We start from the raw sequence: 25,335 nt of genomic DNA on the forward strand, positions 1-25,335 counted from the left end.
TTCACCGGGGTTGCACGTCGTCCCAGCGAGACCCGTCGCGTACAACTTCCAGAGACCCACCTGAAATTTCACTGACAATCCCGCTAGGGTCCTCCCCTGCCGCGACGGTGAGCGTAAGCGCCACCGTCGCGGAGTAGGACGCCGCGACCTCCAGCCCCCGCGCCCGCAGCTCCGCCTCGATGCGTCCTGCCTCGGCGTGGTCGACGTCGAGCGTCCACATATCGCGCGGTTCGCGGCGCAGCACGCGGACCTGCTCCAGCACCGCGCGCGTGGCGTCCTGGTAAGCGCGGACCAGTCCGCCGGTGCCGAGTTTGACCCCGCCGAAGTAGCGCACGACCACCACGGCGATGTCCTGCAGGCCCGAGCCGCGCAGCACCTCGAGCATCGGCTGGCCGGCGGTGCCGGCGGGTTCGCCGTCGTCGCTGGAGCGTTCCACCGGGTTCGCACCATCGACGTGCAGGACGTAGGCACTGCAGTGGTGCCGAGCATCCGTGTAGGCAGCGCGGATCTCGGCGAGGAAGTCCCGCGCATCGGCCTCGTCGGTGACGCGGGCGGCACAGGCGATGAACCGGGAGCGCTTCACCTCCGTCTCGGCGACGGGCCGGTCGGTTCCGGGACGCAGATAGGCCGGGGTGGGGGCGGCACTCACCCGAGCACGCCGGCCCAGGTCGACGCCTTCAGGTCTCCCATCAGCGAGGACGTGCGCGCCACCCGCAGGTCAGCGGGCAGCATGTACTGCAGCTCCTCCGTGCCGTCGAACAGGGTGAGGTAGACGTCCGAATCGCCCTTGTTATTGTGCAGCACGCCCTTGAGCCGGTCCATGTTGTCCGGGGTGCACTGGTCGATGCGCATGCGCAGACGCAGCGGGACTCCAGCACCGGCACCGATGGAAAGCTCGGCGGGCTTGAGGTCATTGCAGAACAGGCTGGTGCGGTCGTCACGGATGCTGACCTCGGCCTGGGCGAGGATGATGTTGTCCTCGGCGATCATCGGGGCGACCAGCGCATACGTCCGGGAGAAGCACAGCAGCTCGATCTGCGCACCGTGCTGGTCCTCGATGGTCACAATGGCCCAGGGATTGCCCTTCTTGTCCACGCGGCGATCCACGCTGGAGATAATGCCGCCGACCTTGATGGCCCGCTTGTCCGGCAGTTCGCCGGATATCACCGTGGTCAGGGGCGTGTCGATCTGGGAGTCCAGGGACGCCTCGAACCCGTCCAGCGGGTGGCCCGAGACGTAGAGCCCGAGCATCTCGCGCTCCAGGGTGAGCTCGTGCTTACGCTCCCAGTGCTGGTCGGGGACGTCGACCTTGAAGGCGTCGTCCTCCACCGCGTCGAGCCCGGAGAACAAGTCGTACTGGCCGCGCGCGGCGGCCTTCTTCGTGGAGGTCACCGAATCGACGGCGTCCTCGAAGACCAGCATCAGGCCCTTGCGCGGGTGGCCGAGCGAGTCGAAGGCTCCGGCCTTGATCAAGGACTCGGTGACGCGCTTGTTGCAGGCCGTGGCGTCGATCTTGTCGAGGTAGTCGGAGAAGTCCGTGAAGGGGGTCTTTTCCTTGCGCGTCGCCACGATCGAGTCGACGACGTCCTCACCGACATTGCGCACCGCGCCGAGGCCGAAGCGGATGTCGAGCCCGACGGGCTTGAAGGTGTAGTCGGACTCGTTGACGTCCGGCGAGAGCACGTTGATGCCCAGGTGGCGGCAGTCCGCGAGATAGATCGCCGACTTGTCCTTCTTGTCCGCCACCGAGGTCAGCAGGGCCGCCATGTACTCGGCGGTGTAGTGCTCCTTGAGGTAGGCGGTCCAGAAGCTGACCAGGCCGTAACCGGCGGCGTGCGACTTATTGAACGCGTAGCCGGCGAAGGGAAGGATCGTGTCCCACAGGGTCTTGATCGCGGCGTCCGAGAAGCCGTTCGACTTCATCCCGGCCTCGAAGTTCTCGAACTCCTTGGCCAGCACCTCCGGCTTCTTCTTACCCATGGCCTTACGGAACCCATCGGCCTGACCGGCGGTGTAGTTCGCGACCTTCTGGGAGATCCTCATGATCTGCTCCTGGTACACGATCAGACCGTAGGTCTCCTCCAGGATGTCGTGGAGCGCCTCGGCGAGCTCCGGGTGGATCGGCTCGATGGGCTTGCGCCCGTTCTTGCGGTCCGCGTAGTCCCAGTGCGCACCGACACCCATCGGCCCCGGACGGTAGAGCGCCAGGGCGGCGACGATGTCGTTGAAGCCGGTCGGGCGCATACGCTTCAGCAGCTCCTGCATGCCGCCGGAGTCGAGCTGAAAGATGCCGAGGGTGTCGCCGCGGGCCAGCAGTTCATAGGACTGCGGGTCGTCGGTAGTCAGGTTCTCGAGGTCGAGGTCCTCGTCCCGGTTCTTCTTGATGTTCTCGATGCAGTCGCCAATGACGGTGAGGTTGCGCAGCCCCAGGAAGTCCATCTTCAGCAGGCCGATGGCCTCGCACGCCGGGTAGGGCCAGCCGGTGATGATCGCGCCGTCCTGCTGACGCTTCCACATCGGGATGTGGTCGAGCAGCGGGACGGACGCCATGATCACCGCGCAGGCGTGCACGCCGGCCTGGCGCACCACTCCCTCCAGACCGAGGGCGTCGTCATAGATCTCCTTGACCACCGGGTCGGTCTCGATGAGGGTGCGGATCTCCGCAGCCTCCTGATAGCGGTCGTGGTTGGGGTCCATGATGCCGGACAGCGGGATGTCCTTGGCCGCCTGCGCCGGGGGCAGGGTCTTGGTGATGCGGTCGGCAATCTGGAAACCGGGCTGGCCGTGGTGGGCGCGCGCGGCGTCCTTCAGCGCCTGCTTGGTCTTCACCGTGCCGAAGGTGATCACCTGGGCGACCTTGTCCTGGCCCCAGTTGTCCGCGGCGTAGCGGATCATCTCGCCACGACGACGATCGTCGAAGTCGATATCGATATCGGGTGCGGACGGACGCTCCGGGTTGAGGAAGCGCTCGAACATCAGCCCGTGGTCGATGGGGTCGATATTGGTGATCGTCAGCGCGTAGGCCACCAGCGCACCGGCGGCCGAACCACGGCCCGGCCCCACGCGGATGCCGATGGAGCGGGCGTGCTTGATCAGGTCGGCGACGACGAGGAAGTAGGACGGGTAGCCCTTCATGTCGATGACATCGATCTCGTAGTCCGCCCGATCGAGGTACTCCTTGGGCACCTCGCCGCCGTTGAAACGCTCGACCAGGCCGATCTGGACCTCGTGGCGCAGCCAGGTGGTGGGAGTGTGGCCCTCGGGGACGTCGTAGTTCGGCATGCGGTCGTGGGTGTGCTCCTCCCACAGCTCGCCGTAGTCCTGGACGCGCTCGGCGATCCAGAGGGTGTTGTCGCAGCCGTCGGGCACGATCGGGTCCCAGTAGTTGCGCAGTTCCTCGGCGGGCTTGATGTAGTAGCCGTCACCAGAGAACGCGAAACGACGCCCGCCCTCGTCCAGGGTCGGCTCGTCCATCGTCGCGCCGGTCTGCACGCACAGCATGACCTCGTGCGGCTTGGCCTGCTTCTGCAGGACGTAGTGGCAGTCGTTGGTGACCAGCGGCGGCAGGTCGAGCTTGCGGCCGATCTCCAGGAGCTCGTCGCGGACGCGCTTCTCGATCTCCAGGCCGTGGTCCATCAGCTCGAGGAAATAGTTGTCGCGGCCGTAGATGTCCTGCCACATCGCCGCGGCCTCCAGAGCCTGGTCGAACTGGCCCAGACGCAGACGGGTCTGCACGTCGCCGGATGGGCAGCCGGTGGTGGCGATGATGCCGTCGGCATGCTCGGCGACGATCTCGGCATCCATACGCGGGTACTTCGACACCTGACCCTCGTAGCTGGCCAGGGAAGACAGCCGGAAGAGGTTGCGCAGCCCGGTGGCGTTCTCCGCCATCATGGTCTGGTGCAGGTAGTAGCCGCCGCCGGCGACGTCGTTGCGTTTCTGATCCGGCTCACCCCAGCGCACCCGGTCCTTGATCAGGCGGGATTCCGGTGCCATGTAGCACTCGATGCCGATGATGGGTTTGACGCCGGCACCGGTCATCGCCCGGTAGAAGGCGTCGGAGCCGAACATGTTGCCGTGGTCAGTCATGCCGACCGCAGGCATGCCCTGCCGCGACACCTCTTCGGCGAGCAGGTCCACCTTCGCCATCCCGTCGAGCATGGAGTACTCGGTGTGATTGTGCAGGTGGACGAAGGAGGACTTCTTCATGGGGGTCAGTCTACTTGTGGGGGCAAGTCGGGCGGCCGCCAGATCGGGGTGCACCGGTCGTCCCCGCGGTGCTATACAGCGCTATACATGCTCTACTGTGCTATACACGCTCTACAGTGCTATACACGCTATACTTTGCTCTATGAGTGAGCTCCCGGCACGAATCCCGAACCCCTACACCCCAGGGTTCAACCAGGCTCCGATGGTCTTCGCTGGACGAGGCGAGGTCGTCGACGCTGCCGCAGAGGCACTCGAGGTCGCAGCTCTCGACAAGAGAACCCCTCGCCCGCTCATCCTGGTGGGTCCCCGTGGCGTTGGAAAAACAGTGACGCTCGGCGAAATCTCGCACATCGCCGCCCAACAGCACTCCTGGCCTGCGGTGCATGTCGAGGCGAAATCAACTGGCATACTCACCGAACTCGTGAGCAAGCTCCGCGCTGTCCGAAGCGTCTTCGACGGTACGGTCCCACAAGAGAAGAACGGCAAGCGCGCGATCACGGGTACGACACTCCAGGCAAGCGCCTTCGGCATCGGTGCTGGAGTGGACATCTCGACATCGGAGAAACAGCAGGTAAACAGCCTAGCTGAGGAGTTTCACACGACCCTGACGGTCGCGCGCTCCCGAAACAGCGGACTACTCCTCACCCTGGATGAGCTCCAGAACGCCAGTCCTGCAGATCTCCACGAGCTGGGCGGAGCCTTACAGGAGAACGTGCCCGAAAACTGGCCACTTGTCGTCGCCGTGGCGGCGCTCCCGTCCTTGCGCGAAACGCGTGGCAGCCGTCTCCCCACTTACCTGGAACGTGCCGAGTGGCATTCGCTCGACTCACTATCGGACCCCGATGCGCGGGACGCGCTCTCCGGTCCGGCGAAACAGTCCGGCCGGCCGCTCCAGAGCGATGCCACCGACGCCTTGTTGTCAATGTCCGGGGGCTACCCCTACGCGATTCAGGTCGCCGGCCATTTCGCCTGGCGCGCCTCCAGTGGCTGTACAACCATTCGGGCCGATCACGTCGCGGAAGCTGCACCAAGAATTCAGGCGGATCTCGAGCAACTGTTCATCAGCCGTTGGGAGGACGCGAGCCGCCGGGAACGGGAGTATCTCGTCGCACTGGCCACCGCCGAAATCGACGACAACGAGCCCAACGGCGGACACGTCGCCAAGGTACTCGGGGTGCCGGTGCGTTCGGTTGGCTATCTTCGCGAACGTTTGATCAAGAAGGGCACCATCTATCGAAGCCCCGCCGGAGGCCTGCACTTCATCACTCCAGGAATGGGCGACTGGATTCGCCGGCAGGAAGAACTCCGGGATTAGGTACCTATCAACTCCTACAGGCACAGCCCGCCGCTCACGCCTCGATGGCACAGCAGGGTGCGCTCCACCTTGTCGACCGCGTAGCCACCATCATTCTCCCCGAGGGTCACGAATAGTCGCTCACCGGCCTGGGCATCGTCCTTCATCCCGGTGACGTCCACCCGGTAGAACGGTTCACCGGCATAGTCCGGTGTAGTCAGCAGGACGTACTCCGCCATGCTCGCCGCCTGCTGACCAACCGCCTCCACCACGGCCTGTTCGCTGTCCCCGGTCACGTCCCGGTAGTCGTCGGTGACATCCGTAGTCGCGGCGAAATGGTAGAGGTGAGCGCTGGGCATCCAGCCGGTGACACCGTCCACCCGCACCTGCGCCCAAAAGCCCTCGTCGGGGTCCTGGGTGTTGTTCCACTCCCGTCCAGCAAGTTCCACGGCCCCGAGCCGGTCGACCTCCGCTACCTGTGTGCCGGTGGACGAGGGGACGTCCCGCACGATGATCGGCTCTTCCTCCGACTCCAACCCGGCGACGCCGACCTCCTGGCCGGCGGTGGAGAAGTAGGCCTCGACCTCTTCGCCGGGCACCTCGGTCGGAGTTTCGGTGGGAGTCTCGCTGGACGTGACAGGCTCGGCGACGGTCTCCGTGACAGTAGCTGTCGCTGTCACCGTGTCTGACGGGTCCGCGCCGTCCTGTCCCCCGTCCTCCCCGGACGAGGTGCAGGCGGCGAGCAACAACACCGTCGTAGCCGTCGCCGCTGTCGTGGCCAGGGTCGTTGCCCCTGTTCTACGGATGCGCATCAGGCAGTCACCTCCATCTCCATGTCGTACACACCTCAATACTAGTTCCCGGCGCGCCTGCACCCCACAGATCCGACGGAACGACGACTAGGAGTCCGGCAGGACGACGGTTAGGGGCCATCTGAGCAGTTCACAGCCCCCGACTCCGCAATGCTCGAACCGCCCCACCGCACCTTGAGCCCTCAGGTCGTTTCAACCCCCTCCGGGCGACCTGAGGGCTCAAGGTGGCGGAGCACCAAGTGGAACCGGGACGGGGACAGCCAGGCGAGAACCCCTACAGGTCCAGCCCAATGTCCAGCGCCGTCACCGAGTGGGTCAGCGCCCCCACGGCGAGCGAGTCCACACCGGCGGCCGCATAGTCACCGGCCCTGTCCAGGGTCAGCCCGCCGGAGGACTCCAGCAGCACACCCGGCGCGATCTCGTCGCGCAGCCGCACCGCGGACAGGGTGGTCGGTACGTCGAAGTTGTCGAGCAGCACCTGCTGCGGCGGCAGGTCCAGGCCCAGCACCTCACGCAGCTGCTCCAGGTCGTCCACTTCCACCTCGCACCACAGCGCGGTGTCTTCGGCGCGTACCGCCTGGTAGGCGGCGACCACTCCCCCTCCGGCGACGACGTGGTTGTCCTTGACCATCGCCTGGTCGGAGAGGTTGTAGCGGTGCGGTGTGCCACCACCGTGGACCACGGCGCGTTTCTGCAGGAGACGCAGCCCCGGCAGGGTCTTGCGCGAGTCGCGTACGGCCACCCCGTCGCGGGCGGCGGCGACGGCATCCACCCAGGCGGCGGTGTGGGTGGCCACCCCGGAGGCGTGGGAGAGCACGTTGAGCACGGAGCGCTCCAGCTGCAGGATCGCCCGGACCGGTCCCTCCAGCACGCCGACCACGTCACCGGGTGCCACGCGGGCACCGTTGGCCAGGGCGTCCTGCAGTTCCACGCGTCCGCCGAGCACGGGGTTGGACGCCCCGGCGTCCAGCACGGCGCGCACGGCGTCGGTGCCGGAGATCACGCCGGGGACACGGGCGATGAGGCGTGCGCTGCCCTGCAGGTCCCGCGGAACGGTGGCAAGGGTGGTGGCATCGCCGGCGGCGATGTCCTCCTGCAGTGCCGCCCACGCCAGGGAGGAGAACAGGGAGGGGTCACCGTCAAGGGTGCCGAGGTCGGTCGTCGGAAGCAGTGCTCTCGCGTCGCTCATTCGCCGCCTCCCGGGGTGCCGACGGAGATCATCCGCTCCACGGCGAGGCGGGCCTGCGCGGCCACGTCCTCGGCCACGTCGACCTCGTCGGTGCCCAGGGCGAGGCAGCGCAGCAGGGCCGCCGGCGTGATCATCTTCATGTAGGGGCAGGAGGCACGTTCGTTGACAGGGGCGAAGTCCACGTCGGGGGCCACGCCCTTGAGCTGGTGGAGCATGCCGACCTCGGTGGCGACGAGGACCTTGCCGCGTCCGGCGGCCGCGGCGTCCTGCGCGCTGGTGAGCATCTCCCCGGTGGAGAGCATGTGCACCCGGGCGGGGTCGATCACGCCTTCGCCGGCGAGGTAGATCGCCGAGTTGGCGCAGCCGCACTCGGGGTGGATGAACAGGTCGGCGTCCGGGTTCTCCTCGGCGCGGCGGGCGAGTTCGGGCCCGGAGATGCCCGCGTGGACGTGGCACTCTCCGGCCCAGACGTGAATGTTGTCGCGCCCGGTCTGTCGTCGCACGTGCGCGCCGAGGAACTGGTCCGGGCCGAAGAGGATCTCGCGGTCCTCCGGCAGCCCGGCGACCACGTCGACGGCATTGGAGCTGGTGCAGCACACGTCGGTCAGGCCCTTCACCGCGGCGGTGGTGTTGATGTAGCTCACGACCAGGGCGTCGGGGTGCTCGGACTTCCACTCGGCGAGTTCCTCGACGTTCAGCGAGTCCGCCAGGGAGCAGCCGGCCTCGGCGTCGGGGATCAGCACGGTCTTGTCCGGGGAGAGGATCTTGGCGGTCTCGGCCATGAAGTGCACGCCGCAGAAGACGATCACCTCGGCGTCGGTCTGCGCGGCGATGCGCGACAGCGCCAGGGAGTCGCCGGTGTGGTCGGCGATGTCCTGGATCTCGGGGAGTTCGTAGTTGTGGGCCAGGATCACCGCATTGCGTTCTCGCTTCAGGCGGGTGATCTCGGCGACCCACGCGTCGTCCCCGGCGAGTCCCTCCCACCGCCCGATGTTGCCTTCAGGACCGGTGTGCCCCGGTGCCCGGAAGACCCGCTCCAACAGCGGACTCCCGAATTGTTCAACACTCGTCACAGTCATGTCCGGTGATGATATCCGAAACCGGCACACACCGGGGGGTTTCGCGACGTATCCTCAACCCCGTGAGTACACCACGACCTGCGGTGCGCGAGGCCGTCGCGCACCTCGACGCCCCTTTCTCCGTCCTCGACCTGGACAGTGCGCTGGCCAACGCCGCGGACATGGTCCGGCGTGCCGCGGGCACTCCGATCCGTCTGGCCACGAAGTCGGTGCGTATCCGCGCTCTCATCGAGCGCCTCCTCACTCTTGATGGTGTGCAGGGGCTGCTGTCCTACTCCCTGGGCGAGGCCATGTGGCTGGTGGACGAGGGGGTGTGCGACGACGTGCTCGTCGCTTACCCCAGCGCCGACCGGCAGCTGCTGCACCGGCTGATGTGCGGGGAGGCCTACCTGCGGTCGGTGACGGTGATGGTCGACTCGGTGGAGCACCTCGACTTCATCGACGCCGTCGTCCCGCCGACCGAACGTGGCGTCCTGCGGGTGTGCATCGATGTCGACGCCTCCCTGTCCTTCGGCCCGGTGCACCTGGGTGCGCGCCGCTCGCCGGTGCACACCGTGGAGCAGGCCCGCGCCCTGGCCGAGGCCGTCAGCGACCGCGACGGTTTCCGCCTGGTCGGCCTGATGGCCTACGAGGGGCAGATCGCCGGAACCACGGACACCTCCCCGCTGGTCACCGCGGTCAAGCGGGTCTCCGCCAAGGAACTCGCGACACGCCGGGCCGCGATCGTGCAGGCCGTGCAGGCGGTGGACGGCGAACTGGAGTTCGTCAACGGCGGCGGCACCGGCTCCATCGAGTCCACCACCGCCGAGGAGGTGGTCACCGAGATCGGTGCCGGCTCCGGGGTCGTGGGCCCGGGCCTGTTCGACCACTACTCCGCATTCCGTCCGGTCTCGGCGCAGTGGTTCGTGCTGCCGGTGGTGCGCCGGCCCGCACCCGACATCGTCACCGTCGCCGGCGGAGGACGCATCGCGTCCGGCCCTCCCGGCGCCGACCGCGTCCCCGTCGTCGACTACCCCCGCGGCCTGCGCATGAGTGCCACGGAAGGTGCCGGGGAGGTGCAGACACCGCTGCGTGGCGACGTCGCCGCGGCGATGGACCTCGGCGACCACGTGTGGTTCCGCCACGCCAAGGCCGGCGAGCAGGCCGAGTTCACCGAATCCGTGCTGGTGGTCAGCGACGGAGACATCATCGACGAATGGCCCACCTACCGGGGCGAAGGACGGAGCTTCACATGAGATGGCGCAACTGGTCGGGCACACAGCACGCCACCCCCGCCGCATTCGAGCAGCCCACCACCGAGGACGGGGTCGTCGACCTGGTCCTCCGGGCGGCACGCGAGGGCCTGCGGGTCAAGGCCGTGGGCGCGGGCCACTCCTTCACCCCCGTGGCGGTGACCGTCGGGATCCTGGTCAACCTCGACCACCTCTCGGGCCTCGTGTCGGTGGACCGCGACGCCATGGAGGTCACCTTCCTGGCCGGCACCCGCCTGCGCGACGTCCCGGCGTTGCTACGCCCGCACGGCCTGGCACTGGCGAATCAGGGCGACGTGGACCCGCAGTCCCTGGCCGGCGCGGTGAGCACCGGCACCCACGGCACCGGCATCGGGCTGACCGGTTTCGCCGGGATGGTCCGCAGGCTGCGCACCGTCACCGCCGACGGCTCCGTGCACGACGTTGGTCCCGGCGACCCCCTCTACGACCTCGGCCGCGTCTCCCTCGGTGCCCTCGGGGTGACCACCCGCATCACCATGGCGGTCGTCGACTCCTTCGTGCTCTCCGCCGTGGAGTGCGCCGAACCGCTGGCGGAACTCGTCGCCGACTTCCCCGCCCGCGCCGCCGCCGTCGACCACCTGGAGTACTACTGGTTCCCCGGCACCAACCGCGCCCACGTCAAGACCAATACCCGCCACAGCCTGCAGGACGCCGCGTCCGCCGACCTGCCCGGCCCCGTGCCGCGCTGGCGGGCGTTCGTCGACGACGAACTCGTCAGCAACGCCGCCTTCGCGGCGATGTGCTCGCTGATGCACCACGTACCGCGCACTACCGGGGCAATGAACCGTCTGGCGGCGGCGAGCCTGGCGCAGCGCGAGTACTCCGACACCGCCCACGACGTCTTCGTCTCCCCGCGCCGGGTGCGCTTCAACGAGATGGAGTATGCCGTGCCCCTGGCCGACGCCACGGAGGTCCTCGCCGAGGTCCACCGCACCGTGGACGCCTCCCGGCTGCCCGTGGGCTTCCCCCTGGAGGTGCGCTGCACCGCCGCGGACGACGTCCCGCTGTCGACAGCGAACGGTCGCGAATCTTGCTACATCGCGGTGCACCGCTACCACCGCGACGACTACCGTGAGCTCTTCGCCGTGGTCGAGCCGGTCCTCGTCGCCGCTGGCGGACGCCCGCACTGGGGCAAGCTGCACACCCTCGACCACGACGGCCTCGCCGCCGTGCACCCCGATCTGGCGGACGTCGCCGAGCTGCGCGCGCAGGTCGACCCGTCCGGCATGTTCCGCAACCCGATGGTCGACCGGGTCTTCGGAATCTAGACCAGTTTCCGCAGCCGGGTGCGCCGCGCGTTGATCAGCGTATCGGTGACAAACACGAGCAGCGCCACCCAGATCACCGCGAACCCGACCCAGCGGGCGGGCTCGATGTACTCGCCGACGACCAGCACCGCCCACAGCATCTGCATCACCGGAGTCAGGTACTGCAGCATCCCCAGGCTGGTCAACGACAGTTCGTGGGCCGCACGCGCGAAGCACAGCAACGGCAGCGCCGTGATCGCCCCGGCGGTGATCAGCAGCAGCACATGGCCCACACCGTGCCCGCCCTGCACCATCGTGTTCTCCCCCTGGGACTGCAGCCACACCAGGAAAAGCACACCCACCGGCGCGAGCACCGCGGTCTCCGCCGTCAACGACTGCAGCGGGGTCAGCGGCACCCGCTTCTTCAACAGCCCGTAGCCGGCGAAAGACAACGCCAGCCCCAACGACACCACCGGCGGCGACCCCAACGCCACCGTGAGGATCACCACCGCCACCGCCGCGATGCCCACGGACACCCACTGCAGTGGGCGCAGCTTCTCACGCAGCACCACCACGCCCAGCAGCACGCTGACCAGCGGGTTGATGAAGTAGCCGAGGGCGGCATCGGCGACGTGGTCATTGTTGACCGCGTAGATGTACAGCCCCCAGTTGCCGGCGATGAGCACCGCGGCCGCGGTGATGCGCAGCCACAGGCCCGCGGAAATCTGACGCACCCAGCGGAAACCGGTCGTGCACGCCATGACCACCACAACGAAGGCGAGCGTCCACACGAAGCGGTGCGCCAGGATCTCCATCGGCACCGCCGGGCGCAGCAGCGGGAAGAACGCGGGGAAGAACCCCCACATCAAGTAGGCCAGGACACCCCAGATCACCGGTCTGCCGCCTGTTCCTGTGCTTGGTCTCGCTCGTCGGCCGTCACCGCGCGCAGCCCGAAACGCCCGTAGGACGCATCGGGCGGCAACGCCTCCACCGCCAGCACGTCCTCGCGGTCGTCCAGCGTCGCCAGGTCGTCCGGCGTGGCGTGCACGAGCACGCCGAGGACGTCGAGCGCCGGGTCGTCCTCCCCCGCCCCCGCGTTCGCGGCGACCTGGTCACGGGCGGCGGCGAAGACGTCCGCCCGCCGGTGACCGTCCGCCGGCTCGGCGATCTCCCACCGCGAGTTCGCGTACAGCAGGGTCGACACGCGCATGCCGGACATGCCGGAGAAGATCTCCGTGAGTTCCTGCGTCCCGGCCGGCTCGGCAGGGGTGACCAGGGCCCAGCGGGCCTCGTCAGATGTGTCCCGCAGCGTCGTCCCCGCGCGCGTGACGTACTCGTCCAGGGTCTCGCTGTTGTCCGGGCCCAGCATGTCGCCGTTGATCGCCTGGGGACGGGACATACGGTCCGAACCAGCCAGGGCGATCACCGTGCCGGCCAGCGCCACCAGGCACAACACCGACAACCACATCACCCACGCAGGACGACGCGTGTCCTCCCACTCACGCCGACGCCGCACCTTACGGTCCGGCGCGATCTGCCGCGAGGCGCGCATCAGTTCACCTCCCGCAGGCGTTCCAACGCCACGTCCAGGTCTTCCGGGTACGGCGACTCGATGTCCATCCACCGCCCGTTCGGGTGCGTGAAGCCCAGGTGCACCGCGTGCAGCCACTGACGTTGCAGTCCGAGGAACTCGCTGAGTGCCGGGTCCGACCCGTACATCGGGTCCCCACAGCACGGGTGGTGCAGCGCCGAGAAGTGCACGCGGATCTGGTGGGTACGTCCGGTCTCCAGGTGCACCTCCAGCATCGTGGCCTGCCGGAACGCCTCGAGCGTGCGGTAGTGCGTCACGGCGTGGCGGCCGTCCTCACGCACCGCGAACTTCCACCCCGCACCGGGGTGCCGGGCGATCGGCGCGTCGATGGTGCCCACCGTCGGATCCGGGTGGCCCTGCACCAGCGCATGGTAGGTCTTCTCCACCGTCCGGTCGCGGAATGCCCGCTTGAGCACCGTGTAGGCGCGCTCGCTGGCGGCGACCAGCATCACGCCGGACGTCCCGACGTCCAACCGGTGCACGATGCCCTTACGCTCCGGCGGGCCGGAGGTGGAGATACGGAACCCCTCCGCCGCCAGACCCGAGGTCACCGTGGGCCCGTCCCAGCCGATGGTGGGGTGCGCGGCGACGCCGACGGGCTTGTTCACGGCGATGACGTCGTCGTCGGAGTAGAGGATCTCCATGCCCTCGACGAGTTCGGCGGGCTCGTCGGCGAGGTCCCGTTCAGGCTCCGGCAGGGTGACGTCCAGCCACGCCCCGGCGACCAGCCGGTCAGACTTGCCCGCCGTCTTTCCGTCCTGCACCACGTCGCCGGCCTCGGCGAGTTCGGCGACGACGGTGCGCGACAACCCGAGCAACTTCGACAGCCCGGCGTCCACCCGCATCCCCGCCAGGCCGTCCGGCACCGGCATCAACCGCGACTCCCGCTGCCCACTCATTCTGCCTTCTCCTCAGCGCGCGCCTGCCGTGGCTCGACAATCAGCGCGTACACCAGGTACACCACCACGCCCACGCTGATCGCCGCGTCCGCCACGTTGAAGATCGCGAAGTTGCCGACGGACACGAAGTCCACCACATGGCCGTGCAGCCCGCCGGGGGCGCGGAAGATCCGGTCGATGAGGTTGCCGGCCGCCCCGCCGCCGATCAACGCCACCGCAGCCACGGCCCACGGGTTGCGGACCCGGAAGGCCAGCACCACGCAGATGACCACGGCGACCATCTGGATCACGGAGAACACCACGGTGGCGTTCTCCCCCATGGAAAACGCCGCCCCGGAGTTGCGGATCAGGTACAGCCGGGCGATGTCACCGACCACCGGGTACGCGGTGGCGGGTTCGAGGTTCTCCACGACGAGCCACTTGGTGAGCTGGTCGACGGCCACGATGCCGGCCAGTGGGAGGAGCGCCCAGGGTCGGACGTTGAAAACAGTCACGGCCATGATCCTATCGCGTCGCGGCATGTCCCCGCCCGCGACCCTCTGTTGCCCCGCCGTCAGTTGGTACGCTGACCCACGTGCGCACCCAACGACTCCTGCCGACCCTGTTGACCACCGTGACGACCACGCTGCTGGCGGGTTCGGTCCTCACCGCATGCTCCTCTGGCGACTCCGCGTCGTCCGAAGAACCGGTGGACGCTCCGGTGTCCGGTGTCTCCGTCACCGTTGACGACACCGGCGACGCCCCGCGCGAACCGCTGGTGTGGTTCAGCGACGACACGGAGACCGAGACCGTTTACAAGGCGACCCAGGGGTGGGGGCAGAGCATCGAGGGCGGTGATTCTGACGAGACCAGCGAGGACGACCTGCCCTACGAGGATGTCACCATGGAGGTCCCGGTCACCGTCTCCACCTCCACCGACGGTGATGAGCTAGAGGCCGAGGTCGTCGCCGGGAGCCCGTCGGGCGATAACACCGATGGTAATGAGGATCTCTCCACCGCCGAGGGCTTCACGATGACCCAGAACTACAACCAGGACGGACGCGTCACCACGCGCGGCTTCACCGCGCCCGAGGAGGCCTCGGACGCGGCACGATCGAACGTGGAGCGCTCCTTCACCCAGATGACGGACGTGCCGGTCGTCTTCCCCGCCGATGACCTGGGCACCGGTGCCCGCTGGACGGTCACCGGCCAGGTCGACGACCCGAACCTGGGGATCTCCATGCGACAGGGGGTGACTTACACCCTGGTGTCACGGGAGGGTTCACGCATCGAGCTCGACGTCGACGTGGAGCGCACCCCCTCGGTGCAGCAGATGTCGGGCTCCGACCTGAGAGTGGTGGGCTCCGACAGCGAGTCCACCGGCAATATCACGGTGGACCTGCGACGTCCCGTGCCGGTGTCCGGCATGATCGAGACGTCGACGAGCGTGACCTACGGTGAATCGGACTCGCCGGTCACCGTGGTGCAGACCTCGCGCACGAGGTCCAGCTGGGAACCTGCTTAAGCGGCAGGCTCGGCGGCGGGGACGTCCTCGGCTGGTGCGTCCTGCTCGGCAGCGGGGTCGGGGGCCTCCTCGAGGAAGGGGGCGCAGCTCTCGGGGACCTGGTCGGGGGCGACATTGCTGACCAGGGTGCAGGCCCATTCCTGGGACAGCTTCCACTGGCCGTTGTCGTTGATGAACTTCACGCCGTCCATCCGCACCGGCTCGGCATCCGGCTGGATGAGGTTCATGGTCGCCATGACCTCATCCGGGGTGTTTCCGGGGAGGATCGGATCAATGACCTCGAAGGTTGCGCCGGACTCCTGCTGCGACTGGATCATCACGTCGAAGAGGTCCACGGCCTGCTCACCGTTCTCCACGGTGTCGGCCTTCTCCTCCGCCGGAACACCCGGGTCGACGGCACGGGCGAGGATGTCGCCGAGCTCCTGCGCGTCGGGCAGCGGGGTCGTTTCGGTGGTCTGTGCCGCGGTGGTCTCCGACGAGCTGTCGTCGGAGTCGTCCGAGGAACAGGCGGTGACCGACAGGCCGGCGGTGAGGGCAATGACGGCGGCGAGTGCGCGGGGTCGCTTCAGGGGGTTCAGAGTGGTCGTGATGCTCACTGTGACGACGCTCCTTCGAGTCGTGGATGTACGGCGAATGACGAGAGTCTACCGCCGATGGGACGGTAGCCTTGTAATCCGTGACTGACCAGACCACCCTCGCCCCCACCGTGCTCGCGACCGGCGGGACCATCGCCTGCGCCCGCGACGACCGCGGTGACCTCGTCCCCACCAGGACCATCGCCGACCTCCTCGCCGATGCCAGCGGTGCCGTCCGCGACGCCCGGGACGTCCTGCACCTCGACTCCTCCACGATGGGTCTCGCTGACCTCGACGTCCTGCTCGCCCACATCCACGAAGCACGCTGCGCCGGCCCGGTCGTGGTTACCCACGGCACCGACTCGATGGAGGAGACCGCCATGGCGGTCGACCGTCTCATCGGCGGGCCGGTGGTGCTCACCGGCGCGCAGCGTCCGGCCGACGACCCCGCGCCGGACGGCCCGGGCAACCTGCGCGACGCGATCGAGGCGGCGCGCCGCGTCCTGCACCCGGCCGTCGTGCTGGGCGGACGGACCTCGCCCGCCTACGGCGTGCGCAAGGTGCACACCACCGCCGACGCCGCCTTCGACACCCCTAGCAGCATCACCCGCCCTGCGCGGCTGGCCGACCCGTCCGCTCCCCCGGCCCCGCTGGCCGGACTGCGGGTGGACATCGTGTCCGCGTGCCAGGGCGCCGACCCCGCCGCGATCGACGCCGCCGTGTCCGCCGGGGCGCACGGCGTGGTCGTGCAGGCCTTCGGGTCCGGCAATATCGGTGTACTCGCCGACGGTGCCCACCGCGCCGTCGAGGCCGGCATCCCCGTCGTCGTCGCCAGCCGCGTGGCGTCCGGCGGTGTGCAGCTGGTCTACGGCGGCGCCGGTGGAGGACGCTCCCTCGCCCGTGCCGGGGTGCGCTCCGGCGGCGAACTCACCGCCCCGCAAGCGCGCATGGAACTGCTGTGTGAATTGGCCGTCCGTCGCGCTAGCTAGCCCAGCTAGCTGAGACTGTCCAGCGGGTCCGCTGCGGTGAGGTCCGGGTCGTCGACGGCGAAGGTGCGCGCCCGGCCCGGACCGGTGGAGCGGGTCTCGAAACGCACGCTCACCACGCCCGCGCCGGTGCCCTGCACCCAACCGTGGCCGAACTCAGGGTGGTGTACGTCCGCGGAGGTACGCCAGGCGATGGCCGGGGTCTCCGGTTCTGGTTCTGGTTCGGGTTCGGGTTCTGTCACGGTTTCCGGTTCCACGGCGACGGTGCCGGGCTCCGGGAAGAGCACGGCCTGGCGCTCCTCGGTCAACCCCGACAGGCTGACACCCACCAACCGCACCGCGCCGGACACCTCGGGCCGCGGCACCACCGAGCGGGCCGCGGCGAGGATCTCGTCCAGGTCGTCGGTCGGGGTAACCAGCGTGGTCGAGCGGGTGTGGGCCTTGAAGTCGGCGGTGCGGGTCTTCACCGTCACCGTGCGCGCCGCACGACCGTCGCCGAGCAGACGCCGACGCGCCGCGGTGGCCGCCAGCACCAGCACCGGGTCAACCTCCACCGTCGTCGCCGCGTCGACCTCCAGGGTGCGCTCCGCGGATACCTGCTTCGACCGGGCCCGCGGTGCCACCGGACGGGTGTCCGCGCCGCGGGCGTAGCCAAGGACCTGCAGCCCCACCGAACCGAGCAAACCCTTGACGTCCACGTCATCCATCGCCGTGAACGCGCCGATGGTGGTGACGCCCACGTCGGCGAGCTTTCCCTGCGCCACCGGGCCAATACCCCACAACTCCCCGACCGGACGGGGTCCGAAGACCTCCTCCCGCCGGTCGGCACCCACCACCGTCACCCCGTGCGGCTTGGCGAGGTCGGACGCCATCTTCGCGTCCAGTTTCGTGGTGGCCACACCGATCGAGCAGGGCAGGCCGATCTCGGAGTCGACCCGGTGCTGCAGGTCGCGGGCCCAGCGTTCGACCGCCGCGGCGTCCAGCCCCACCAATGATTCCGGCTCCACGAACCCCTCGTCCACGCTGAGCTGTTCGACGGTGTCTTCCTCACGCCCGAGGAGTTCGAAGACCTGAGCAGAGACGGTGGAATACACGCTGAACCGCGGCGACACGACCACAGCCTTGCCGCGACACAGTCGCACGGCCTGCTGCATCGGCATGGCGGAGCGGGCACCGTACACCCGCGACTCATAGGACGCCCCAGCCACGACGCCTCGTCCGGAAGCACCGCCGACGAGGACGGGACGTCCGGCGAGCGTCGGGCGGGTCAACTGCTCCACGGAGGCGAAGAACGCGTCCATGTCGAGGTGGACCACCCATCGCTGCGTGGAGTTCATGCCCCCGAGTGTAGTTCCGGGGGCCTCGAGCACCATCAAAAAGGCACCTCCTGTGCCGCGATGCGGGCGGCCTCGACTACCTCGCCGATCCGGCGCAACCTGGCCTCATTGTGGGCTGCCAAGGTACGGACCTTACGGTGCAGGCGGGTGTCGAAGTCCAGGACCGCCTCGGCCAGCGGGCCGGTCGGGGTGGTCACGTATACGTGACCGTCCTCTACGCTGGTCCACCAGTCGGAGCCGTCCGGGTTGATGGTCACGTCGTAGAGACCGCGGGTCTTGAGACTGTGGCACCCCGGGCACAGCGAGTGCATCGCCCAGGTGGCGGTCTTTCCCCCGTCCTCCTCCTCGTTCTCCTCCTCATCGTCACCGGTCCAGCGGGTCACATGGTCGATCTGCGACTCCGCGGCAGGACGATCGCAGCCGGGGAACCGGCAGGTGCCGTCCCGCCCCGCGTCCGTGGCGCGCTGATGGGCCGAGGGCGTGTAGCCGGAGACCTCGCTGTGGCCGGCGACGCACAACTCGGTGACCCGCTCCATCCAGCGCTCCGTGGCCACCTCGTGCAGCCAGGTGCTCTCCAGGTGCATCGTGCCGCTGTCCAGGTTGCGGTAGCAGTTCAAGGTCACCGACACATCCCCTGCCTGACCATGCACCAGGTCAATGAACGCCTGCGCACGGGAGCAGTCGCGGGCAGCGGCAACGGCGTCGATGATGCGGATCGCCCCGATGCCCTCGTCAGTGGGCACGGTGACGTGGAAGACCGTCGCGGCATCCGCACGGGTGTCCACCGAGAAGTCGAGCTGGCACTGCGGCGGCGGAACCTCCCCGCACCCTTCCGGGTCCAGCGGACGCGCCGAGGGCTGGATCTCCGCCACAACCTGCTGAACGAGACGGCGCAGGGTGATCACCCCGGGCACCGCCTGACGCGGCACCGTCGGCGTAAGCACGCCCAGCAGGCCGCGCTCCACCTCCTCGAGGTGCTCGTCGTCTACCGCGACGACAGAATCTGCCAGGGCGCGCAGGTGATCGAAGGAAAACACACCGTTCTGCAGCAACAGGCCAACCCCGTGCATCCTGGTCAACATCGTCCCGATGTCGCAGTAGGCCAAGGCCTTGCCCTTCGATACCCCCAGCCCGACCGACAACTTCCGGACGTGGCGGGAGACCTCCATGCCCGGTGTCGGTGCCGCATCCCGGGCGATGTCGAGCTCTAGGACGTTGATGTCGCGCTTGGCGTTGAACATCACCTCCTGCGCACTGACCGCCCAGCAGGGTTCGTCGAGGTTCTCCTCCACGTACTCGACGTCGCAGTCGAAGTACAACTCCTCGTAATCACGTTCGATGACGCTTGGTCCCGTACCGTCCTGCACCATGTCTTGCCCCTCAGATTCATGGAACCGCTCCCGATGACAATCACATTATCGACGCTGTGTTCGACTGTCAAGGGTTCGGAGCAAAGACGCCAAAAACCCCGGACGGCGAACCGTCCGGGGCAGATCAACGAGGCGGAGGGGACTACACCTTCGCCACCTCAGCGGTGACGCCGTCGCCCACATCGTGACTCAGCGTCTCGTCGACGACCACGGTCACGGAGGTCGCCAGCACCTCACCGGCGATCGTGTCGGCGTGCCGGTCGGCCCACTCCTGCTTGTCCGCCGGTACCGACAGCGTCAGCGTGATCCGGTCGGAGACGTCGAAGCCGGAGGCCTTGCGTGCGTCCTGCACACCGCGGACGCGGTCGGCGGCCCAGCCCTCGGCCTCCAGCTCGGGGGTGACGGCGGTATCCAGGACGACCAGGCCATCGCCACCCGGGATCTCCGTGGTGTTGTCCGGGTCGACCGCGACCAGCTTGCGGCTGAACTCACCGTCGACCAGCTCGATGCCGTCGGCGGTGACCGTGCCATCCTCGGCGACCGTGTAGTTGCCGGTCTTCACGGCCTTGATCACGGTCTGGACGTTCTTGCCCAGTCGCGGACCAGCGACACGCGCGTTGACGACGACCTCGAAGCGCCCCACGGAAGACACATCGTCAGTCAAGGAAATTTCCTTGACATTGACCTCGTCACGAATGATGGACGAGAAGTCCGCCAATGCAGCGGACTCCGGCAGGGCCACGGTCAGGCCCGGCAGGGGCAGGCGGTTGCGCAGCTTGTGGGCCTTGCGCAACGACGACGCCGCCGAGCAGACCCCGCGCACAGCGTCCATCGAAGCCACCAGGTCCGCGTCCGCCGGCAGGTCGTCCGCCGACGGCCAGTCGGTCAGGTGCACCGAACGCTCACCGGTCAGACCCCGCCAGATGACCTCCGTGGTCATCGGCAGCAGCGGAGCGGCGATCCGGCACAGCGTCTCCAGCACGGTGTAGAGCGTGTTGAAGGCCTCCGGGTGGCCGTCCTCACCGGAGTCGCCCGCCCAGAAGCGGTCGCGTGAACGACGCACGTACCAGTTGGTCAGCGCATCGCAGAACTGACGGATCTCGTCCGTAGCCGCGGCGATATCCGTGGCGTCCAGCGAGCCGGTGACCGCCTCGACCGTGTCGTGCAGCTTCGCCAGGATGTAGCGATCCAGGACGTTCGAGGAGGAGGTGTCGTACTGCGCCGGGGTGTGCGCGTAGAGCCGCAGGAAGGAGTAGGCGTTCCACATCGGCAGCATTGCCTGGCGAACACCCTCGCGAATGCCCTGCTCAGTGACGATCAGGTTGCCGCCGCGCAGGATCGGCGAGCTCATCAGGAACCAGCGCATCGCGTCCGAACCGTCGCGGTCGAACACCTCATTGACGTCCGGGTAGTTACCCTTCGACTTCGACATCTTCAGTCCGTCGTCGCCGAGCACGATGCCGTGCGAGACGACCTTCGTGAACGCCGGACGGTCGAACAGTGCCGTCGAGAGCACGTGCAGCAGGTAGAACCAGCCACGGGTCTGGCCGATGTACTCCACGATGAAGTCGGCCGGCGAGTGGGAGTCGAACCACTCCTTGTTCTCGAACGGGTAGTGCACCTGCGCGAACGGCATCGACCCGGAGTCGAACCAGACGTCCAGCACGTCCGGCACGCGGCGCATGGTGGAGCGGCCCGTCGGGTCGTCCGGGTTCGGACGGGTCAGATCGTCGATGTACGGACGGTGCAGCGACTCGGGACGCACCCCGAAGTCCGCCTCCAGCTCGTCCAGCGAGCCGTAGACGTCGGTGCGCGGGTAGGCGTCGTCGTCGGACACCCACACCGGGATCGGTGAGCCCCAGTAGCGCGAACGCGAGATATTCCAGTCGCGCGCGCCCTCCAGCCACTTGCCGAACTGCCCGTCGCGGATGTGCTCCGGGATCCACTCGATCTGCTCGTGGTTGAGCTCCACCATCCGGTCGCGGAAGGACGACACGGACACGAACCAGCTCGGTAGCGCCATGTAGATCAGCGGCTCACCGGAACGCCAGGAGTGCGGGTAGGAGTGCTCGATGGTCTGGTGGCGCACCACCCGGCCGGCGGCCTTGAGGTCCTTGATGATGTCCTTGTTGGCATCGAAGACCAGCTGGCCCTCGTAGTCCGGCACCAGGGAGGTGAACTTGCCGTCCATGTCCACCGGGACCACCGTGTCGATACCCTCGGCGTTGCAGGTCAGCATGTCGTCCTCACCGAAGGCCGGCGCCTGGTGAACCACACCGGTACCGTCCTCGGTGGTGACGTAGTCCGCCGCCAGGATCCGGAAGGCACGCTTCTCCCCCAGCTCCGCCCGGTCGGCGAAGTAGCCGAAGATCGGCTCGTAGGTCAGCCCCACCAGCTGCTCGCCGGTGAACTCCGCGACGACCTCGGCGTCCTCGCCGAGCTCCGCGGCGTAGGCACCCGCCAGGTCCTTCGCGAGCAGGACGCTGCGTCCGGCGATCGCGTCCGCGCCATCCTGCGCGGCGGTGACCAGCACATAGGTCACCGACGGGTTGACCGCCAGCGCCAGGTTCGACGGCAACGTCCACGGGGTGGTCGTCCAGGCCAGGGCGGAGGCCTCGGCGAGCGCCGGGGTGGCCGCCAGCGTCTCCACCGCGGCGGTGCCGGGCTGCGCGCCGGTGACCGGGAAAGTCACCGTGAGCGTGGGGTCCTGACGCATCTTGTAGGAGTCGTCCAGGCGAGTCTCCTGATTCGACAGCGGGGTGTGCTCGGCCCACGAGTACGGCAGCACCCGGAAGCCCTGGTAGATCAGGCCCTTGTCGTAGAGGTCCTTGAACGCCCAGATCACCGACTCCATGTAGGTGATGTCCATGGTCTTGTAGCCGTTGTCGAAGTCCACCCACCGGGCCTGCCGGGTGACGTAGTCCTTCCACTCATCGGCGTAGCGCAGCACCGACGTCGCGCAGTACTCGTTGAACTTCGCCAGGCCCATCTTCTGGATGTCGGCCTTATCGGTGATACCGAGCTGCTTCTCCGCCTCCAGCTCCGCCGGCAGACCGTGTGTGTCCCAGCCGAACACTCGCGGCACGCGGTAGCCGCGCATCGTCTTGTAGCGCGGGACGATGTCCTTGACGTAGCCGGTCAGCAGGTGACCGTAGTGCGGCAGACCGTTGGCGAAGGGCGGGCCGTCGTAGAAAATGTACTCGGGGGCGCCCTCACGGTTGTCGAGGGATGCCTGGAAGGTGTCGTCCTGACCCCAGTAGTCCAGGACATTCTCTTCCATTGTGGGGAAGGAATTGGTGCCGTCCGACATGTCGGTGTGCGGGTACGCTCCGCCTGCGGGGGTGCTCATCGCGGACTCCTCGTAAGTTAGTGTGCTTCTCACGGTCCGCGGGGACGTAAGCCCGGCACAATGACCGGACAACGCGGTACCACCCCGCTTGGGCTCCCCGACGACACCGCCGTACCGGGCAATCCCACTTGTTCCTACGGCTGTGACGTGCCGCGACCACGTCCGGCTCTACTCGGCGCAACCATTAAGTGGTAGTGCGCCTTTCTTCCGGATCGCTCCCCGGTGATGGCCGGATCAGTGCGAATGAAAGGCCCCGCACGGCGGTGCGGGGCCGGTCATCAATGAAGTATACGTGTCATCGTCTGCGGTGGAGAATCAGGTCCACCGCAAAGATGACCAGTCCAACGACGGCGACGCCGATACAAACCCACGCCCAGAACGTCGATCCCACGTACAGGGCCACCAGCAGAGCCAGGAACCCCAGGAGGGACATCAGCAGGGACAGTGCGAGCATGTCGGTTGCCGTCAGGCCTACTTCTCGCCGAAGTCGATGTTGGAGTTCGGGGCCGCGGTGCTGCGGCTGTTGAGCTCCTCCAGCTGCGACTCGAGGAAGGTCTTCAAGCGGGTACGGTACTCCCGCTCGTAGGTCCGCAGTTCCTCGATCCGGCTCTCCAGCGCGGACTGCTGCTTCTTCACCGTGGTCATGATCTCGGTGTGCTTGCGCTCGGCGTCCTTCTGCAGGGCGTCGGCCTTCTCCTGGGCCGCGCGGACCTGAGCCTCGGACTGTGCGGTCGCATCCGCGATCAAGGTCTCGGACTTCTGCGTCGCATCGGCGACCAGGGTGTCGGCCTTCTGCTGCGCCTCGGCAACGGACTTGCGGGACTGCTGATCGGCGTCAGCCAGCTGCTTCTCGGAACGCTTCTGCGCGTCGGAGAGCTGCGAGCTCGCCTTCGTGTTCGCGTCCTCGAGGGTGCGGTTGGCCTCGTTGCGGGCATCGTCCAGCATGCCCTGCGACTCGGTCTTGGCGTCGCCGGTGAGACGGTCCGCCATCTCCTGAGCCATGCTCAGGACGCGGGCGGCCTGCATGTGGGTGTCGGCGTTGGCAGTGCCGGACGCTGCGGCGGTGTCCGCCGGGGCCTGCGCCTGGGCGGCAGCCGGGGCCTTGGTGGACTGTGCGGACTGTGCCTGAGCAGCCTGGGACTGTGCAGCCTCCGCGCGCTTCTCAGCGGCGGTGGCCTTGTCCTCGGCAGCGGTCGCGCGCTTCTCGGCGGCGGCCGTGGCGTCCTGCGCCTTGGCGAGCTCGGCCTCGAGCTCGGTGACCCGGGCACGGGCCTCGTCCAGCTCGGCGCTCAGCGCCGAGTCGTCCGACGAACCTGCGGCAGAGGCGGCGGCAACCGGTGCAGCAGCACCGGAACCGGCCTGCCCGCGCAGATCGTCGTTCTCGTCCTGCAGCTCGGCGAGCGTGTCTTCGACGAGATCGAGGAACTGGTCAACCTCGTCCTCGTTGTAGCCACGCTTGCCGATCGGCGGCTTGCTGAATGCCACGTTATGAACGTCAGCGGGAGTCAACGGCATCGGTAGTTCCCTTCACAGTCGATGTGTTCCGCCAGCCTAGTGGGGCCGGACGGTGAGTCGGTCACGATCTTATCAGCGACCACGGTCATAAGGCTTCAGGTTCAACCTTATGTGTAGTCTTTCAGGTCAGTTATACAGCAGGCGTTTTCCCACCTGCAAGAACGCCCCGCCCCCGACATCACATCATGCCGTTGGCGACGCTCAGCAGAATGGACGTCAGGATCGAGATACCGAAGAACAGCACCAGCACCGACACGTCCAAGGCCACCCCTCCCAGCCGCAACGGCGGGATGATGCGGCGCAACGGCCGGACGATGACGTCGGTCATCCTGAAAATCGGCTCGGCGATCAGCGTGAACCTCCGCGACGGCCTCCACTGGCGCGAGAAAGAACGGATCATCTCGATGATCACCCTCGCCAGGAGGATGAACCAGTACAGCCGGAGGATCAGGGCAATGAGATAGAGAGTGGCAGCCACGGTGTTCTACTGGTCCTCCACCAGCTGGTCGAGCTGGCTCTGTTCAAGGGTCACGGAAGCAGGAATCAAAGCGAAGTTACGGATCCCGCCGAGCTTCTTCAGCGTACCGTCGAGCCCCTTCGCCAGACCAACGGAAAAGTCGAGCACGCGACTGGCCTCGGACTTCTCCATGGCAGACAGGTTGAGTACCACGATGTCCCCCGCCTTGAACTCCGTGGCCAGTTCCCCGGCCTGCTGGAAGGAGCTCAACGCGATACGGACCACCTGAGGCTCCCGGGACGGAGTGGCCGGCACCGGGGCGACGGGGGTCTCCGCACGCCGCGGCGTGCGCGAAGAACGGTAGTCGTACTCGGAGCGCTCAGAGCGCGCCGGACGCTCTGCGCGCTCCGTGCGCTCGGCACGCTCGGTGCGCTCAGGACGCTCGTAGTCGCGGTCCCGGTCGCGCTCGTCCTCGCGGTCCTGGTAGCGACCGGAGGAACGGTAGCCGCCGCGGTCCTCCTCGAACTCGTCGCGATAGTAGGGGTCATCGAAGCTGTCAACGTCACCGAAGCCGAAGAAATCCTTGACCTTCCCGGTGATTCCGTCTGCCATGGTCTGTCTCGCTTTCTCTGGGATGTGTCGTGCGGGGGT

General features: G+C 67.7%; 22 protein-coding genes. 5 read left to right on the forward strand and 17 right to left on the reverse strand.

The annotated features are described in order from the left end of the window. Window position 1: 1 nt before the first annotated feature. Both ACT3SZ_RS13710 and dnaE read right to left on the reverse strand, forming a co-directional pair. Window positions 2–649 (reverse strand): IMPACT family protein, encoded by a 648-nt coding sequence (locus ACT3SZ_RS13710; RefSeq protein WP_444619490.1) that lies wholly within the window; start codon window positions 647–649, stop codon window positions 2–4. Next, window positions 646–4,209 (reverse strand): DNA polymerase III subunit alpha, encoded by a 3,564-nt coding sequence (dnaE, locus tag ACT3SZ_RS13715; protein WP_444619492.1) that lies wholly within the window; start codon window positions 4,207–4,209, stop codon window positions 646–648. Before dnaE ends, ACT3SZ_RS13710 begins: the two co-directional genes overlap by 4 nt. Window positions 4,210–4,351: 142 nt before the next feature. Between dnaE and ACT3SZ_RS13720 the strand changes: the two genes are divergently transcribed. Then, complete coding sequence (locus ACT3SZ_RS13720) at window positions 4,352–5,524, forward strand: ATP-binding protein (protein WP_444619494.1); 1,173 nt, start codon at window positions 4,352–4,354, stop codon at window positions 5,522–5,524. A gap of 14 nt (window positions 5,525–5,538) precedes the next feature. On the opposite strand, the gene ACT3SZ_RS13725 is transcribed toward ACT3SZ_RS13720, so the two are convergent. The 3 genes from ACT3SZ_RS13725 to nadA all read right to left on the reverse strand — a co-directional run bounded on the left by ACT3SZ_RS13725 (window position 5,539) and on the right by nadA (window position 8,583). Further along, complete coding sequence (locus ACT3SZ_RS13725; RefSeq protein WP_444619496.1) at window positions 5,539–6,315, reverse strand: hypothetical protein; 777 nt, start codon at window positions 6,313–6,315, stop codon at window positions 5,539–5,541. Window positions 6,316–6,589: 274 nt separating this feature from the next. After that, the gene (gene nadC, locus ACT3SZ_RS13730; protein ID WP_444619498.1) at window positions 6,590–7,504 is read right to left on the reverse strand and encodes a carboxylating nicotinate-nucleotide diphosphorylase; all 915 of its coding nucleotides are present in this window, start codon (window positions 7,502–7,504) and stop codon (window positions 6,590–6,592) included. Next, a complete protein-coding gene (gene nadA, locus ACT3SZ_RS13735; RefSeq protein WP_444619500.1) occupies window positions 7,501–8,583 on the reverse strand; it encodes a quinolinate synthase NadA in 1,083 nt (360 codons plus the stop codon). The genes nadC and nadA overlap by 4 nt, the downstream gene beginning before the upstream one ends. A 62-nt stretch (window positions 8,584–8,645) precedes the next feature. Between nadA and ACT3SZ_RS13740 the strand changes: the two genes are divergently transcribed. Next, window positions 8,646–9,818, forward strand: a complete 1,173-nt coding sequence (locus ACT3SZ_RS13740) for an amino acid deaminase/aldolase (RefSeq protein WP_444619502.1) — start codon at window positions 8,646–8,648, stop codon at window positions 9,816–9,818. Continuing rightward, entirely contained in the window at window positions 9,815–11,122 is a 1,308-nt protein-coding gene (locus tag ACT3SZ_RS13745; protein WP_444619504.1) for a D-arabinono-1,4-lactone oxidase, read from the forward strand. The genes ACT3SZ_RS13740 and ACT3SZ_RS13745 overlap by 4 nt, the downstream gene beginning before the upstream one ends. Here ACT3SZ_RS13745 and rarD read toward each other — a convergent pair. The 4 genes from rarD to lspA are packed head-to-tail and all read right to left on the reverse strand — an operon-like array spanning window position 11,119 to window position 14,085. Then, window positions 11,119–11,994: an EamA family transporter RarD gene (rarD, locus tag ACT3SZ_RS13750; protein ID WP_444619505.1), complete on the reverse strand. Its 876-nt coding sequence runs from the start codon at window positions 11,992–11,994 to the stop codon at window positions 11,119–11,121. The two genes, ACT3SZ_RS13745 and rarD, sit on opposite strands and share 4 nt — an antisense overlap. After that, window positions 11,991–12,653 (reverse strand): hypothetical protein, encoded by a 663-nt coding sequence (locus ACT3SZ_RS13755; RefSeq protein WP_444619507.1) that lies wholly within the window; start codon window positions 12,651–12,653, stop codon window positions 11,991–11,993. The genes rarD and ACT3SZ_RS13755 overlap by 4 nt, the downstream gene beginning before the upstream one ends. Continuing rightward, complete coding sequence (locus ACT3SZ_RS13760) at window positions 12,653–13,591, reverse strand: RluA family pseudouridine synthase (RefSeq protein ID WP_444619509.1); 939 nt, start codon at window positions 13,589–13,591, stop codon at window positions 12,653–12,655. Before ACT3SZ_RS13760 ends, ACT3SZ_RS13755 begins: the two co-directional genes overlap by 1 nt. Then, on the reverse strand, window positions 13,588–14,085 hold the full coding sequence (gene lspA, locus ACT3SZ_RS13765) for a signal peptidase II (protein ID WP_444619510.1): 498 nt from the start codon (window positions 14,083–14,085) through the stop codon (window positions 13,588–13,590). Before lspA ends, ACT3SZ_RS13760 begins: the two co-directional genes overlap by 4 nt. Window positions 14,086–14,165: 80 nt before the next feature. Here lspA and ACT3SZ_RS13770 point away from each other — a divergent pair, with 80 nt between their 5' ends. Next, window positions 14,166–15,095 (forward strand): hypothetical protein, encoded by a 930-nt coding sequence (locus ACT3SZ_RS13770; protein ID WP_444619512.1) that lies wholly within the window; start codon window positions 14,166–14,168, stop codon window positions 15,093–15,095. On the opposite strand, the gene ACT3SZ_RS13775 is transcribed toward ACT3SZ_RS13770, so the two are convergent. Then, window positions 15,092–15,691 carry a hypothetical protein gene (locus ACT3SZ_RS13775; RefSeq protein ID WP_444619514.1) on the reverse strand — a complete coding sequence of 200 codons (600 nt, stop codon included), beginning with the start codon at window positions 15,689–15,691 and terminating at the stop codon, window positions 15,092–15,094. The two genes, ACT3SZ_RS13770 and ACT3SZ_RS13775, sit on opposite strands and share 4 nt — an antisense overlap. An 80-nt stretch (window positions 15,692–15,771) precedes the next feature. On the opposite strand from ACT3SZ_RS13775, the gene ACT3SZ_RS13780 reads away from it, so the two are divergent. Next, window positions 15,772–16,659 carry an asparaginase gene (locus ACT3SZ_RS13780; RefSeq protein WP_444619516.1) on the forward strand — a complete coding sequence of 296 codons (888 nt, stop codon included), beginning with the start codon at window positions 15,772–15,774 and terminating at the stop codon, window positions 16,657–16,659. 5 nt (window positions 16,660–16,664) lie between these two features. Here ACT3SZ_RS13780 and ACT3SZ_RS13785 read toward each other — a convergent pair whose 3' ends face one another. From ACT3SZ_RS13785 to ACT3SZ_RS13815, 7 genes are all read right to left on the reverse strand, one after another. Further along, window positions 16,665–17,993: a DNA polymerase IV gene (locus ACT3SZ_RS13785; protein WP_444619518.1), complete on the reverse strand. Its 1,329-nt coding sequence runs from the start codon at window positions 17,991–17,993 to the stop codon at window positions 16,665–16,667. A 35-nt stretch (window positions 17,994–18,028) separates the two neighbouring features. After that, window positions 18,029–19,363, reverse strand: a complete 1,335-nt coding sequence (locus ACT3SZ_RS13790) for an HNH endonuclease (RefSeq protein ID WP_444619520.1) — start codon at window positions 19,361–19,363, stop codon at window positions 18,029–18,031. Window positions 19,364–19,505: 142 nt separating this feature from the next. After that, window positions 19,506–22,712, reverse strand: a complete 3,207-nt coding sequence (gene ileS, locus ACT3SZ_RS13795; RefSeq protein ID WP_444619521.1) for an isoleucine--tRNA ligase — start codon at window positions 22,710–22,712, stop codon at window positions 19,506–19,508. A 295-nt stretch (window positions 22,713–23,007) separates the two neighbouring features. Continuing rightward, entirely contained in the window at window positions 23,008–23,166 is a 159-nt protein-coding gene (locus tag ACT3SZ_RS13800; protein WP_444619523.1) for a hypothetical protein, read from the reverse strand. 17 nt (window positions 23,167–23,183) lie between these two features. Continuing rightward, entirely contained in the window at window positions 23,184–24,227 is a 1,044-nt protein-coding gene (locus ACT3SZ_RS13805; RefSeq protein ID WP_444619525.1) for a DivIVA domain-containing protein, read from the reverse strand. A gap of 178 nt (window positions 24,228–24,405) precedes the next feature. Continuing rightward, window positions 24,406–24,705: a YggT family protein gene (locus ACT3SZ_RS13810; RefSeq protein WP_444619526.1), complete on the reverse strand. Its 300-nt coding sequence runs from the start codon at window positions 24,703–24,705 to the stop codon at window positions 24,406–24,408. A gap of 6 nt (window positions 24,706–24,711) precedes the next feature. Beyond that, window positions 24,712–25,296, reverse strand: a complete 585-nt coding sequence (locus ACT3SZ_RS13815; RefSeq protein ID WP_444619528.1) for a cell division protein SepF — start codon at window positions 25,294–25,296, stop codon at window positions 24,712–24,714. Window positions 25,297–25,335 lie beyond the last annotated feature (39 nt).

Origin of the sequence: Corynebacterium sp. AOP40-9SA-29, assembly GCF_052377405.1 — a bacterium.
Taxonomy (GTDB): domain Bacteria; phylum Actinomycetota; class Actinomycetes; order Mycobacteriales; family Mycobacteriaceae; genus Corynebacterium.